This is a genomic window from Pseudomonas sp. HP_08 (assembly GCF_055284095.1).
Map to the genome: position 1 here is coordinate 105,245 of NZ_JBTOQC010000004.1, position 14,355 is coordinate 119,599.

At 59.5% G+C, this 14,355-nt stretch carries 10 protein-coding genes; all 10 read left to right on the forward strand.

The window, feature by feature from the left end:
* Nucleotide 1: 1 nt before the first annotated feature.
* Nucleotides 2-1,285, forward strand: a complete 1,284-nt coding sequence (flgJ, locus tag ACYAS9_RS05550; RefSeq protein WP_463567319.1) for a flagellar assembly peptidoglycan hydrolase FlgJ — start codon at nucleotides 2-4, stop codon at nucleotides 1,283-1,285.
* Nucleotides 1,286-1,296: 11 nt separating this feature from the next.
* Nucleotides 1,297-3,330 carry a flagellar hook-associated protein FlgK gene (gene flgK, locus ACYAS9_RS05555; RefSeq protein WP_463567320.1) on the forward strand — a complete coding sequence of 678 codons (2,034 nt, stop codon included), beginning with the start codon at nucleotides 1,297-1,299 and terminating at the stop codon, nucleotides 3,328-3,330.
* Between the two features lie 13 nt (nucleotides 3,331-3,343).
* Nucleotides 3,344-4,933, forward strand: coding sequence for a flagellar hook-associated protein 3 (locus tag ACYAS9_RS05560; protein WP_463567321.1), 1,590 nt, complete (start codon nucleotides 3,344-3,346; stop codon nucleotides 4,931-4,933).
* A 99-nt stretch (nucleotides 4,934-5,032) separates the two neighbouring features.
* Nucleotides 5,033-8,614, forward strand: coding sequence for a glycosyltransferase (locus ACYAS9_RS05565; RefSeq protein WP_463567322.1), 3,582 nt, complete (start codon nucleotides 5,033-5,035; stop codon nucleotides 8,612-8,614).
* 189 nt (nucleotides 8,615-8,803) lie between these two features.
* The gene (rfbF, locus tag ACYAS9_RS05570) at nucleotides 8,804-9,577 is read left to right on the forward strand and encodes a glucose-1-phosphate cytidylyltransferase (RefSeq protein ID WP_463567323.1); all 774 of its coding nucleotides are present in this window, start codon (nucleotides 8,804-8,806) and stop codon (nucleotides 9,575-9,577) included.
* Complete coding sequence (gene rfbG, locus ACYAS9_RS05575; RefSeq protein WP_463567324.1) at nucleotides 9,559-10,641, forward strand: CDP-glucose 4,6-dehydratase; 1,083 nt, start codon at nucleotides 9,559-9,561, stop codon at nucleotides 10,639-10,641. Before rfbF ends, rfbG begins: the two co-directional genes overlap by 19 nt.
* Nucleotides 10,638-11,198: a dTDP-4-dehydrorhamnose 3,5-epimerase family protein gene (locus ACYAS9_RS05580; RefSeq protein ID WP_463567325.1), complete on the forward strand. Its 561-nt coding sequence runs from the start codon at nucleotides 10,638-10,640 to the stop codon at nucleotides 11,196-11,198. The genes rfbG and ACYAS9_RS05580 overlap by 4 nt, the downstream gene beginning before the upstream one ends.
* Entirely contained in the window at nucleotides 11,195-12,421 is a 1,227-nt protein-coding gene (locus tag ACYAS9_RS05585; RefSeq protein WP_463567326.1) for a methyltransferase domain-containing protein, read from the forward strand. Before ACYAS9_RS05580 ends, ACYAS9_RS05585 begins: the two co-directional genes overlap by 4 nt.
* Nucleotides 12,418-13,284 (forward strand): NAD-dependent epimerase/dehydratase family protein, encoded by an 867-nt coding sequence (locus tag ACYAS9_RS05590; protein WP_463567327.1) that lies wholly within the window; start codon nucleotides 12,418-12,420, stop codon nucleotides 13,282-13,284. The genes ACYAS9_RS05585 and ACYAS9_RS05590 overlap by 4 nt, the downstream gene beginning before the upstream one ends.
* The gene (locus ACYAS9_RS05595; protein ID WP_463567328.1) at nucleotides 13,274-14,347 is read left to right on the forward strand and encodes a class I SAM-dependent methyltransferase; all 1,074 of its coding nucleotides are present in this window, start codon (nucleotides 13,274-13,276) and stop codon (nucleotides 14,345-14,347) included. The genes ACYAS9_RS05590 and ACYAS9_RS05595 overlap by 11 nt, the downstream gene beginning before the upstream one ends.
* Nucleotides 14,348-14,355: the final 8 nt, after the last annotated feature.

Below are 14,355 nucleotides of genomic sequence, written 5' to 3' on the forward strand. Positions count from 1 at the left end.
CATGGATATGCCCAAGAGCATGACGTCTGGCACGGTCGATTCCGGCGCCTACACTGACGTTAACCGTCTGGCTTCGTTGAAAGGCAGCGGCAAGGACAATCCGGAAAACCTCAAGAAGGTTGCCCGCGAGTTTGAGTCGCTGTTCGTCAGTCAGATGCTCAAGGCCATGCGTTCTGCCAACGAAGTGCTGGCCAAGGACAATCCAATGAATACTGCTGAAACCCGCCAGTTTCAGGAGATGTATGACCAGCAACTGGCGGTCACCCTGTCGACGCGCGGCAACGGCATCGGCCTGCAGGATGTGCTGATGCGCCAGTTGTCCAAGGACAAGGGCATCAATCATGCGCCGGCGGCCGAGACCGCGCCGACCGATGCTGCCACCACTGATGCTGCCGCCGACAAGGCTGCGGCGCGTCCGGCGCTGGCCACCGGTATTTATCAGCAACCGCTGTGGGCCAGCCGTTCGACTTCCGCTCAGGCGGCCGCAGCCACCAGTGCCGCAGGTCATGCCCGTAATGACATGGCCATGCTCAATACTCGGCGCCTGTCGCTGCCCGGCAAGCTCACTGACCGGCTGCTGGCCGGCATCGTGCCGTCGGCGGCCACCGCTCAGGATCAGGCCAGCCACCGTATCAATGTGCCTGGCACCACGGCGTCCGGCAGCAACAAGGAACTGATTGCCCGCGGCAATGGCGACTGGACCCTGGACCCGAACCTGGCGGCGCCCGCCATCGCGTCGACCCGCACCGTGGCCCAGCCGCCGCTGGCGCCGGCCAAGCGCGCCTTCAGCAACGCCGACCAGTTCGTCGAAACCATGCTGCCGCTGGCCAAAGAGGCTGCGGCGCGCATTGGTGTCGACCCGGTCATGCTGGTCGCCCAGGCCGCGCTGGAAACCGGTTGGGGCAAATCGATCATGCGCCAGGGCGATGGCAGCAGCAGCCACAACCTGTTTGGTATCAAGGCCATGGGCAGCTGGAAGGGCGCCGAGGCGCGCGCCATCACCAGCGAGTTCCGCGAAGGCAAGATGGTCAAGGAAACGGCGGACTTCCGTGCCTACGAATCCTATGCCGACAGCTTCCACGATCTGGTCAGCCTGTTGCAGAACAACAGTCGCTATAAAGAAGTGATCAACTCGGCCGATAAACCGGAACAGTTTGTAAAAGAGCTGCAAAAGGCCGGGTATGCCACGGACCCGGACTACGCCAGCAAGATTACCCAGATTGCTAAGCAGATGAAGAGTTACCAGAACTATGCCGCCGTGACGGGCTCTTCCACGACTTTATAAAGGCTTGAACCATGTCGCTGATTAATATTGGGCTTTCAGGGCTGACTGCCAGTACTGCCGCGATCAACACCATTGGCAATAACACCGCCAATATCGATACCGACGGCTATTCGCGCCAACAGGTACGAACGACCGCGTCGGTGCAGGTCAGCGCAGGTAACGGCATCGGTTATATCGGTACCGGCACCACGTTGCAGGATGTGCGCCGCATCTACAACGGCTACCTGGAAACCCAATTGCACACCAGCACGGCGCTGACGGCCGATGCCGCCGCCTATTCGAGCCAGGCCAGCCGCACCGACACCTTGCTGTCCGACAGCAGCACCGGTGTGACCGCGCAGTTGTCGTCGTTTTTCACCAAGCTGCAAACCATGTCGGGCAACGCGACCCAGTCGGCCGAGCGCACCGCGTTCCTGACCCAGGCTTCTTCGCTGGCCGCGCGGATGAACTCCATCGCCGGGCAGTTGAGCACCCAGAACGACAACCTGAATATCCAGCTGAGCAGCTACACCGACGGCGTCAACGAGTTGACGACCACGATCGCCAGTCTCAACAAACAGATCGCCCAGGCCTCCGGTGGCAACACCTCGCCCAACAGCCTGCTGGACTCGCGCAACGAAGCGGTGCGCAAGCTCAATGAGCTGGTTGGCGTCAAGGTGGTCGAGAACAACGGCGGTTACGACGTGTATACCGGCAGCGGCCAGTCGCTGGTGGTGGGCGGCTCATCGTTCAAAATGAGCGCAGTGCCGGGCGTTAGCGATCCGTCGCAGTACACCTTGCAAGTCAGCTATGGCAATACGTCGACCGACGTATCCAACGTGGTCACCGGCGGCGCCATTGGCGGCCTGCTGCGCTATCGCTCCGATGTCTTGCAACCGGCGAGCAACGAACTGGGCCGCATCGGCCTGGTGCTGGCCGATCAGGTCAACACCCAGCTGGCCCAAGGCATCGACCTCAAGGGCAACTTCGGCAGTGCGCTGTTCAGCGATATCAACTCCACTCAGGCCATCGGCCAGCGCAGCCTCGGCCAGACCGGCAACAGTGCAGGCTCCGGCAACCTGAATGTCACCATCACCGACACCAGCGTGCTGTCGACCAGCGATTACGAAGTCACTTTCACCAGTGACAGCGACTACACCGTGCGCCGCCTGCCCAATGGCGAAAGCGTCGGCACCGGTAATTTGACTGACGACCCGGCCCCTAGCTTCGAAGGCTTTTCCTTGTCGCGCCTCGGTGGCGCGATGTCGGCAGGCGACACGTTCAAGGTGACCCCGACGCGCAACGGCGCCTCGGGCATCTCGGTAGTCATGACCGACCCGCAAGACATCGCTGCCGCCGCGCCTCTGACCGCCGCGGCCGGCGTCAGCAACAGCGGCACCGGCGGCTTCACCCAGCCGGTGCTGACCACCACCCCGAACATCTACGATGCGGCCGAGCTCAACAGCCTGCAAACCGGCATCAAGGATGCCACGCCGATGCGCCTGGTCATGGGCAGCGTCAGCGGCGGCGTGCAGAGCTACAAACTGGTCAATGCCCAAGGCGCGGCCGTCAAGGACCCAAGCGGCAATGACATCACCGGCACCGTGGTGCAGGGCCAGACCAACACGCTGAAATTCAACGTGGCCTCGGGTTCCAGTTCGTTCGGCTTCGAAATGAGCTTGTCCGGCACCTCGAACGCCAACGACACCTTCAGCATCAGCCTGACCGGCGCCGGCTCTTCGGACAACCGCAACGCAGCCGCCGTCATGGGCCTGCAAACCGAGCGCACCGTAGGCGTGAGCAATGGCAGCGTCGGCGTCAGCATGACCCAGTCCTATGCCAGCATCGTCTCCAGCGTCGGCACCTATGCCAGCCAGGGCAAAAGCGATGTCACCGCCACCGAAGCCGTACTCGCCCAGGCCAAATCGGCACGCGATTCGGTGTCTGGCGTATCGCTGGACGAAGAGGCCGCCAACCTGATCAAGTATCAGCAGTACTACACCGCCTCGTCACAAATCATCAAGGCGGCGCAGACCATGTTCAGCACGCTGATCAACAGTCTTTAAGGAGTCGTAGACCATGCGCATTTCCACCGGCCAGATTTACGAAACCTCAGCAGCCAACTACCAGCGTAACTACGCCAAGTACGTCAAGACCGGCGAAGAGGTCAGCAGCGAAAGCAAACTCAACACCGCGAGTGATAACCCGGTGGGCGCAGCGCGTGTGCTGCAATTGGCCCAACAGAACGCGATGCTTGAGCAGTATGCGAATAACATCACGATTGTTAATAACAATACGGCCAATACTGAAACGGCGATGACCAGCATCACCGATGCGCTGCAACGCGCCAGTGAGTTGGTAATCAGCTCCGGCAACGGTGCCCAGACTGATGCCGACCGACTGGCCAACTCTCAGGAGCTGGTGCAGTTGCAAAGCCAGATCATGGGCCTGATGAACAGCCAGGATGCCAACGGGCGCTACCTGTTTTCCGGTTCCGATTCGGCTCAGCCGCCGTACATCCGTAACTCTGATGGTACCTACAGCTATCAGGGTGACCAGAACGGCGTCTCGCTGGCCGTCGGCGATGGCCTGGTGCTGAACAGCATCACCACCGGTTGGGAGGCTTTCGAGCAAGCGGTCAACACGACGCGTACTTCCGCGACCCTGACCAACCCGGCCACTGAAGACGGCAAGATCACCCTGTCCAGCGGCAGTGTGTCTTCGTCCAGTACCTACAATGCCAGCTATGTCGCTGGCCAGCCGTACACCCTGTCGTTTGTCGATGGTCCGCAGATCCTGATCACTGACAGCACCGGTAAGGATGTGACTGCCGATTCGTCCACTGCTGGCAAGTTCGATTACACCAGTTCGGCCAGCCAGACCTTCACCTTTCGCGGCGTGGACATGACGCTGAACGTCAACCTGTCGGCGGCTGAAAAGGCAAGCGCTGGTGCGGCTGAAACTGCCCTGAAAGACCGTACCTACCAACTGGCGTCTACACCCAGCAGCATCAGCCCAAGCCGCAGCCCCGGAAACACCTCGGCGGCGACGATTACCCAGGCGGCAGTGGGCACTACGGCCGCGGATCAGGCCTTGTTCAACAATTCCTTCCCGAGCGGTGGCGCGATTCTCAAGTTCACCGACAGCGGCTATGAGCTGTATGCATCGCCGGTGAGCAATGGTAATCCGCCGGTTGCCAAGGGTGATGGTTTTGGCCCGGTGATCAGTGCGGCAGGTGCCAGCTTTACCATCAGCGGCACGCCGGAAGAGGGTGACCAGTTCATCATCGAGTCCAATACTCATCAGACCAAGAACATCCTGAACACTCTGTCGGACATCATCACGGCACTGGATACCAAGGTCGATGGCGACGCGGTGGGCCTGCAAAAGCTTCAGGCGTCGCTCAACTCGGCACTGGGCAACCTCAACAGCGGTAAAGAGCAACTGTCTACCGCTATTTCGGGCAGTGGTGCACGGCAGAAGGCAGCTATTGAACAGGGCGTGACCAACGACATGATCAAGGGTAACAACGTCACTGAATCAGAGACGTTTACCAAGTCCGACGGTGTTGAAGCGGCTACCCGGCTGACCTTGCAACAGAACATGTTGCAGGCCTCTCAGCAGGTGTTTATTCAAGCCTCCAAGCTGAACCTGTTCAGCCAGATTTAAGCGCATTCAGGCAAGGCATCCGCCGAGCATCCGCCGTTTTCAGCGGCCATAAGGAGTCATTCGCATGAATGACTCCGGTGCCGCTCGCGAGTCCGCACTGTGAATCAAACTCCTCTCGTTACTGTCGTCATCCCCGCCTTCAATCCTCGTTTTTTCAACGCCGCGATCCAGAGTGCTCTGGAGCAGTCCTGGGAGTGCCTGGAAATCATCGTCAGTGACGACTGTCCGGGTGATGAGATCCGTCAGATCATCGAGACCTTGAGCATTCCGGATTCAGTGTCGCTGCGTTATGTGCGCAACCCTGTGCGTCTGGGATTTGCCCATAATCTGGCCGGTCTCGTGGCACAAGCGCGTGGTGAGTTCATCAAGGTGTTGTGCGACGACGACAGGCTGTTTTCCCAATGCATCAGCCTGCAGGCGCAGGTGTTGATCGAGCATAGCGACGTCAATCTGGTTCTGGGCCAGCGTTTTCTAAGTGATGCCAACGACTTCGTATTACCGTCGCGGATGATCAATAGCCCGCTATGCAGCATCGACACGCTGTTCAATGGCGGCGACATGCTGGAGCTGATTCACGGCTCGCCGGCCAACATCCTTGGCAATTTCTCGTCGGCATTGATGCGTACCGCCGATGTGCAGGTTCTGCTACCTGCCTTGACTCAGGAAAGCGCAGGGTTTCGCGCCTTGCTGGACTTTGCCGTGTTCATTTGTCTCCTGCGACGCGGCAACATGGTCATGCTGCGTTCAGTGGTCAGCGTAGAGCGCCTCCACCCGGATCGTTTGAGCAAGCAGGCCGAAATGCTCAAGGCTGCGGTGGTCGAGAAGCAATGGCTGGTCGACATGTTGGCGGCGCGAAGCAGTGAAGGCGCCCCAGCCCATGGCTGGGTACGGACCATTGAACTGCCCAGAATTGTCAAAGGTTTGCCGCACAAATGGGAGGAAGCTGCGCTGCTGCGTGCTTTCGGTAATCTCAAAACGTTTTTGCAGGCGCGTGTTGGTAGCTCCAGTGAAAGCTACGAAGCGTTTTATGCCGACTGGCTGGCCGCGCGGCGTTTCACCGACGCTCAGTTGCGCCTGATCCCTAGAACCATCGCAGCCTGGCCTGCCCAGCCGCGTATCGCCGTGATCATCACCGATGTAAAAAATGATGCTGCAGGTCTTGGCATTGTTTTCGAAAGCCTTGACCGGCAGTTGTATGCGGCGCAGTCCGTGGTTGTGTTGTCGGCAGGCAAATCGTCTCTGCCTGACAAAGTGCTGCATGTGCCGTTGCGCAGTGACTGGGCTGGCCAGCTAAACGAAGTCGTCGATGGCCTGACGGATATCGACTGGATCTACTTGTTGCAACCGGGGGACCGACTGGTCGATTCGGCGCTGTTGGTGCTGGCTGAGCGAGTTGCCAATATGGCGGCTATCTGCTGCGTTTACAGCGATGAAAGCGCTTTGATCGAAGGCATTTCACAAGAACCGGTGTTCAAGCCCGATTTCAATCTGGACCTGATGCGTAGCTACCCCTATGTCGGGCGCAGCCTGGCGTTTTCCCGCAAGGCATTATTGGAAATCGGCGGCTTTGACCCCGCGCAGGGCGATCTGGCCCCGCATGATGTGCTGTGGAGACTGGTAGAAAGCCTGGGGCCGCAGGTCATCGAACACATTACCGAGATGCAGGTTGCCTCGACCTTCAGTTTTGCCCAGTGGCTGTCGCAGTCGACGATCATTGAAGGCAGCAGTCGTTTACTGGAAGCGCATCTGCAGCGTATCGGTATCGAATATCGACTGCGAACGGGCGACATGCCGCTGATCAATCGGGTCGATTATGTGAGCGCGACCGAGCCGCTGGTCAGCATTATCATCCATGCCGGTTATCGCCTGGATGCGTTGCAACGCTGCATCGAGTCACTGATCGAGAAAACCAGCTATACCCGCTACGAAATCCTTATCGTCGACAATGCCCACGCCGAGCCGCAGATTGCCGAATGGTTGAATGCCATGGCGCAACTGGACAGCAATCTGCTGCGCGTATTAAGCCAGCCAGCGAGTGAGCCTTACGAAGCGGCATTGAAAAACCACGCCGCCAGCCATGCGCGCGGCGACTATCTGTTGTTTCTCAATCCCGACATCGTGGTGGTTTCCGGGCAGTGGCTGAGCGAGTTGCTCAACCATGCCCGCCGGCCAGAAGTGGGCGTGGTCGGCGCACGTATTCTCAGCGCGCAAGGCAGCATTGTGCATGCGGGTCTGATCGTGGGGATGAGTGGTCTGGCAGCTTCACCTTTTATCGGTGAACCGGCCAATGCCCGAGGCTACATGCAGCGCTTGCTGACCACCCAGAACTGGAGCGCGGTCAGCGGCGATTGCCTGATGGTGCGTAAGGGAGTTTTCGATAGCGTCGGTCAGTTCGATGCGCAGCACCTGGCGCTGAGCTTGCATGACGTAGATCTCTGCCTGCGAATTGGTCAGCAGGGTTATCTGGTGGTAGCTACTGCGCATGCGACGCTCGCTATGGGCCGACTACCCGGCACGAGCGTTTCGCGTGCAGTCAGCGAACGGCTTGAGGCAGGGCAGGACATTTTCTATCGTCGCTGGATTGCGGTCATTGCCAGAGACCCCGCTTATAACCCCAACCTTGGATTGGGGTTATCCAGTTTCAGTCTGCACGCCGGATTGAAAAATGGTTGGGATCCGTTTTGTGCCCGTTCATTGCCTTCAGTCCTTGGTCTGCCTATCAACAATACGGCGGTGGGTAATTATCGTGTCATCCAGCCGCTGGCAGAGCTCGAGTCGGCGCAGCGTGTCGGCGGCCGGATCATGTTCGATTACCCCTCGATCGTTGAAATTCAGCGCATGTCGCCGGATGTGATCGTGCTGCAGTGCCGCTATAGCACTGTGTCGCCTGGGTATATCGCTTCGTTGAAAAAGTATTCGAGTGCCCTGCGTATCTTTGAACTTGACGACTATGTGATCAAGGCTCCCGAAAAGAACTCGCACGCGCGCAACAAGCCTATTAACACTGAGCAGATGTTGCGCGAATCGATTGCACTGTGCGATCGGGTGGTGGTGACTACTCAGGCCTTGAAAAACGCCCTGGCCGGTATGCACGATGACATTCGCGTGGTGCCGAACATGCTGTCAACGGCCCAGTGGTCGAGACTGCAAAGCCGCCGCAGCACCTCGCGTCGGCCGCGAGTGGGTTGGGGGGGAGGCACCAGCCACACTGGCGATCTGGAGGTTATCGCCGAAGTGGTTCGTGAGCTGGCCAATGAGGTGGAGTGGATCTTCTTTGGTATGTGCCCCGAAGAGTTGATGCCTTATGTGCATGAATTCCATCCGGCAGTAAACCTTGATCTCTACCCGGCCAAGCTGGCCAGTCTGAATCTGGACCTTGCGCTGGCACCGCTGGAGTTTCATATCTTCAACGACTGCAAGAGCAACCTGCGTTTGCTGGAGTACGGCGCTTGCGGCTATCCGGTGATCTGCACCGACACTGAAGCCTATCGGGGCTTCTTGCCATGTACCAAGGTCAAGACAAACAGCACCGCCGAGTGGCTTGAAGCTATCAGGTCGCATCTGGCTGACCCCGAGTCCAGCTACCGCATGGGCGACCAACTGCGTGAGGCAGTGTTGCAGAACTTTATGCTGGCCGGTGACAACCTCAAGCATTGGGAGTGGGGCTGGCTGCCGGATTGAGTCGTATAAGCGCTCGGCCAGTTCTGCTCATTCAGGTCCGTTAATGTCAACTTTGCTCTTGGCGCAGTTCCTGCAAGCTTGTCGCCTATCGCCATGAATCCTTCATCGCTTCGGCATGAAGGACTCCGATGGCCGGTATCACATGGTTAAGGCGGCGCTACACCGCCACGGTGGGGGCAGAGCAGAGCGATGAAGGCAGTCATTCTGGCCGGTGGGCTGGGCACACGTATCAGTGAAGAGTCGCACCTCAAGCCCAAACCGATGATTGAGATCGGTGGCAAGCCAATTCTTTGGCACATCATGAAGCAGTACTCTGCCCACGGTATCCACGATTTCGTGATCTGCCTTGGGTACAAGGGCTACGCGATCAAGGACTTTTTCGCCAACTACTTCTTGCACACCTCGGACGTCACGTTCGACATGCGTAAAAACCGCATGGACGTGCATCAGAATTACAGCGAGCCCTGGAGCGTCACCTTGATCGACACCGGCGAGGAGACCATGACCGGTGGCCGCCTCAAGCGCGCCGGACAGTATCTCAAGGATGAACAGGCATTCTGCTTTACCTATGGCGACGGCGTTTCGGACCTGAATATTCGCGCACTGGTCGATTTCCATAATGCCCATGGTCATCTGGCGACGGTGACGGCCGTACAGCCGCCAGGCCGTTACGGGGCGCTGGAATGCAATGGCGACAAGGTACTCGGTTTTACCGAAAAGCCACCCGGCGACGGTGCCTGGATCAACGGCGGTTTCTTCGTCCTGTCGCCCAAGGTGCTGCCCTATATCGAGGGTGACGAAATGCCCTGGGAAGCCGAGCCACTGAACCGGCTGGCTGCCGAAGGCCAGTTGCATGCTTTCCAGCACACCGGCTTCTGGCATCCGATGGACACCCTGCGCGACAAAAACTATCTGGAACAACTGTGGCAAAGCGGGGAGGCGCCGTGGAAACAGTGGGACTGAGCCCGGCATTCTGGCAGGGCAAACGAGTCCTGCTGACCGGCCACACCGGCTTCAAAGGCAGTTGGCTGGCCCTGTGGCTGCAAAGCCTCGGCGCCCAAGTGACCGGCTTCGCGCTGGACCCCGGTACCCGGCCGAGCCTGTTCGAGCTGGCACGGGTGGGCGAGGGCATGACCGACCGCCGTGGCGATTTGCGTGACCTCGGTGCGTTGCTTGAGGTGGTCAACGAAACCCGGCCCGAGATCGTTTTGCACCTGGCGGCGCAGCCGCTGGTGCGCGAGGCCTATCGCGATCCGCTGGGCACTTATTCCAGCAACGTCATGGGCACCCTGCATCTGCTTGAAGCGATCCGCCAGGTCGGCGGCGTCAAGGCGTGCGTGCTGGTCACCACTGACAAGGTCTATGCCAATCAGGAATGGGCCTGGCCCTATCGCGAGAACGAAGCGCTGGGCGGTCACGACCCTTACAGCAGCAGCAAGGCCTGCTGCGAATTGCTCGCACAGTCCTATGCCGCTTCATTCTTTGCTCCTGCTCTGCATGCAGAACACGGTCTGGCCCTGGCCACTGCGCGTGCCGGCAATGTACTGGGCGGCGGCGACTTTGCCGCTGAACGGCTGATTCCCGATGTGCTGCGGGCCTGGTCGGCCAGCGAGCCGGTGACCTTGCGTTACCCGCAGGCGGTCAGGCCTTGGCAGCATGCATTGGAGCCGCTGGCCGGTTATCTGTTATTGGCGCATGGCTTGTATGAGCATGGGCCGCAGTTTGCCGGGGCCTGGAACTTTGGTCCGGGTGAGTCCGACATGTGCAGCGTTGGTGAAGTAGTGCGTTTGCTGGCCGAGCGCTGGCCACAGGCTCCTGGCGTGCGGATCGAACCTGCCGAGCTGCACGAGGCTGGCTTGCTGCGTCTGGACAGCAGCCGGGCGCGGCACTTGCTGCACTGGCAGCCGCGCTGGTCGCTGGTGCAGTGTCTGGAGCAAACGCTGAACTGGCACCTGGCCTGGGAGGCCGGTGGCGATATACGTCAGGTCACCCTGGCGCAACTGAATCTGTACAGGGGGCATCTGTGAGCGAATTCGCCTTGCAGGCATTGCCGCTGGCGGGATTGTTTCTCGTCCAGCACAAACACCACAGTGACGCACGCGGGCATTTTTCCAGGCTGTTTTGCGAGGGTAGCCTCAGCGCTTTCGGTCAGCCCTTTCATATCCGTCAGATCAACCATTCCTGCACCCGTGAAGTGGGCAGCGTGCGCGGCCTGCATTATCAGACTGCCGCGCAGCCCGAAGCCAAGCTGATCAGTTGCCTGCGCGGTGAGGTCTGGGATGTGGCAGTTGACCTGCGTCCGGATTCGCCGACCTTTCTGCACTGGCACGCCCGGCACCTCAAGGCCGGTGATGGCCAGGGCCTGTTGATTCCAGCAGGCTTTGCCCACGGTTTTCAGGCACTGAGCGACGATGCCGAGTTGCTGTACCTGCACAGCGCCGACTACACCCCGGAGCATGAAGGCGGTTTGTCGGTGTATGACCCAAAGCTTGCCATCGCTTGGCCGCTGCCTGTCAAGAATCTGTCGCCGCGCGACATCGCGCATCCTTTGCTGGATGAATCCTTTGCTGGAGTTCGTGTATGAACTGTCGGGGTTGCGGCACGCCTCTGAGCCTGCCGCTGATCGATCTGGGCACTTCGCCGCCGTCCAACGCCTATCTGCTGGCCGAGCAACTGGAGCATGCCGAGCAGTGGATTCCGTTGAAAGTGCAGGTGTGTGAGCACTGCTGGCTGGTGCAAACCGAAGACTACACGCGCGCCGATAGTCTGTTCGATGCCGACTATGCCTATTTCAGTTCGTTCTCCAGTACCTGGCTTGAACATGCGCAGCGCTATGTAGGCGATATGGTCGAACGCTTTGGCTTGAACGCTGATAGTCGAGTGGTAGAGATTGCCGCCAACGACGGTTACTTGCTGCAATACGTGGCCGAGCGCGGCATCGCCTGTCTGGGTGTCGAGCCGACGCGCAGCACCGCTAATGCTGCCCGTGTCAAAGGGCTCGAGATCCGCGAACTGTTCTTCGGCCAGCAGACTGCGCAGATTTTGCGTGAAGATGGCTGGGCCGCCGACCTGATGGCCGCCAATAACGTGCTGGCCCATGTGCCGGACATCAACGATTTTCTGACCGGTTTTGCGACGCTGCTCAAGCCTGAAGGTGTAGTGACGTTTGAATTCCCGCACTTGCAGGCGCTGATGGCCGGCGCGCAGTTCGACACCCTGTACCACGAGCACTATTCCTATCTGTCGCTGACGGCCGTCAATACTTTGTGCCAGCGTAATGGCCTGACGATTTTCGATGTGCAGCATTTGTCGACCCATGGTGGCTCGTTGCGGGTGTTTGCCCGTCGCAGCGACGGCCTGTATCGCGAACCGCAGCCAGCCGTCGAGCAGCAACTGAATGCCGAGTTGAGCGCAGGTATCAAGACCGCCAGCTTTTACGCCACCCTGGCGCCGGCCGCCGAACGCATCAAGCATGAGTTGCTGCGCTTTCTGCTGCAGGCCAGGGCCGACGGCAAGCGGGTGGCAGGCTATGGCGCGGCAGCCAAGGGCAATACACTGCTCAATTACGCCGGGATCAAGCCTGACTTGCTGAGCTGGGTGGCCGATGCCAGCCCGCACAAACAAGGCAAGTTCTTGCCGGGCAGCCGCATCCCGGTGGTCGCCCCAGAGCGCTTGCTGGAAGAACAACCCGATTACGTACTGGTGCTGCCGTGGAACCTGCTCGACGAAGTCCGTAAGCAGTACCCACAAGTTCAGCAGTGGGGCGGGCAGTTTGTGATTGCCGTGCCTGAGTTGCGCCGGCTATGAGTGGCGTGACGGCGTTGGTGACCGGCGCCACCGGCTTTGTCGGTCGCCATCTGGTCCGGGCCTTGCTCGACAAGGGCTATCGGGTGCGTGCCGTGGCGCGCAACCTGGACGTTGCCCGCACCATGCCCTGGTTCGATGAGGTGCAGTTTTTCGCCGCCGATGTGCACGCGGCCGATCTGGACGTTGGCGGGTTGACCCAAGGCGTAGATGTGCTGGCGCATCTGGCCTGGCCAGGGCTGCCGGCATATCAGGGGCTGTTTCATTTCGAGCACAACCTGTTTGCCGATTACGCCTTTATCAAGACGGTCGTACAGGCGGGCGTCGGCCAGGTGCTGGTGACCGGCACCTGTTTCGAATACGGCCTGCAAAATGGCGAACTGAGCGAAATCACTGAGGCCAGGCCGGCCAATCCTTACGGGCTGGCCAAGCATTCGCTGCGTCTGTTTCTTGAAGCCTTGCAGCGTGAACAGCCGTTTACTTTGCAGTGGGCGCGGTTGTTCTATCTGCATGGCGAGGGGCAAAACCCCAACAGTCTGCTGGCCAGCCTTGAGCGGGCCATTGATGCGGGTGCCGAGCAGTTTGATATGTCGGCCGGCGAGCAATTGCGTGATTATCTGCCCATCGAGCAGGCCGCAGGCTATCTGGCGACAATCATTCAGCGCCCCGATTTCAGTGGCGTCATCAATTGCTGCAGCGGTCGGCCGGTTTCAGTGCGTGCCCTGGTTGAGCAACGAGTGGCTCAGCGCGGCTCGGATATTCGTCTTAACCTTGGTCACTATCCTTATTCGGTGCATGAGCCCCTGGCGTTCTGGGGCAGTGCGCAACGTCTTGAGCAGTTAATGGAGGCTAGGCATGGGCAATGAGTTGTACCGGGCCAGTGGTTTGCCCGTCTTGCAGAATCGTACCTTCGCCGATGCCGCCTCAGCCAGGGCTTCGATCAGCGCCGATGTGGTGCTGGTTCAGGATCCGCGCAGCGGACTGGTATTCAATGCCGCATTCGATCCGCAAAAGCTCACTTACGACAGCGACTACCAGAACGAACAGGCGCATTCGGGGCACTTCAAGGCGCACCTGGAGGCAGTCGAGCAGATCATTGCCCGGCACTTTGGCAGTAAAAGCCTGATCGAGGTGGGGTGCGGCAAGGGCTATTTCCTTGAGCAGTTGCGCAGCAAGGGTTTCAATATTGTCGGCATTGATCCTGCTTACGAGGGCGATAACCCGCATGTGATCAAGGCGCCCTTCACCCCTGAGGCAGGGCTGTCTGCCGAGGCGGTGGTGTTGCGCCATGTGCTTGAGCACATTCCGGACCCGCAGGCGTTTTTGCACACCATCGCCCAGGCCAATGGCGGCGGTTTGATCTATATCGAGGTGCCGTGCCTGGACTGGATTCTGGAGCACCGGGCCTGGTTCGATGTGTTCTATGAGCACGTCAATTATTTTCGTATCGATGATTTCCGGCGTCTATTCGGCACTGTGCATGAGGTCGGGCACCTGTTCGGTGGCCAGTATTTGTACGTGGTGGCTGACCTGGGCAGCCTGCGCAGCAACTTGCCGGCGCCTGGCTCACAGGTGCAGGTGCCAAATGACTTCCAGCACAGCATCGAGCGCGCCTTGAATATCGCCAAGGCATCTCCCGACCAGGCGCTGGGCATCTGGGGCGCCGCCTCCAAGGGGGTGATCTATTCATTGTTCTTGCAGCGCGCGGGCGTCACGGTCGATCAGATTGTCGACATCAACCCGGCCAAGCAAGGTCGTTACCTGCCGCTGAGTGGCCTTAGAGTGTCTTCGCCGCAAGAGGCCTTGCAGGCTTTGCCCGAAGGCGCTCACCTGTTTGTGATGAATTCCAATTACCTGGATGAAATCAGGCGCATGACCGATGACCGCTATGTCTATCACGCGGTCGACGCTGCGGCATTCCAACAATAGTTATCGAG

Bases quoted from the DNA above. Each gene is read 5' to 3' on its own strand.
- flgJ (WP_463567319.1), top strand. From the start codon at position 2: ATGGATATGCCCAAGAGCATGACGTCTGGCACGGTCGATTCCGGCGCC.
- flgK (WP_463567320.1), top strand. From the start codon at position 1,297: ATGTCGCTGATTAATATTGGGCTTTCAGGGCTGACTGCCAGTACTGCC.
- ACYAS9_RS05560 (WP_463567321.1), top strand. From the start codon at position 3,344: ATGCGCATTTCCACCGGCCAGATTTACGAAACCTCAGCAGCCAACTAC.
- rfbF (WP_463567323.1), top strand. From the start codon at position 8,804: ATGAAGGCAGTCATTCTGGCCGGTGGGCTGGGCACACGTATCAGTGAA.
- ACYAS9_RS05585 (WP_463567326.1), top strand. From the start codon at position 11,195: ATGAACTGTCGGGGTTGCGGCACGCCTCTGAGCCTGCCGCTGATCGAT.
- ACYAS9_RS05590 (WP_463567327.1), top strand. From the start codon at position 12,418: ATGAGTGGCGTGACGGCGTTGGTGACCGGCGCCACCGGCTTTGTCGGT.
- ACYAS9_RS05595 (WP_463567328.1), top strand. From the start codon at position 13,274: ATGGGCAATGAGTTGTACCGGGCCAGTGGTTTGCCCGTCTTGCAGAAT.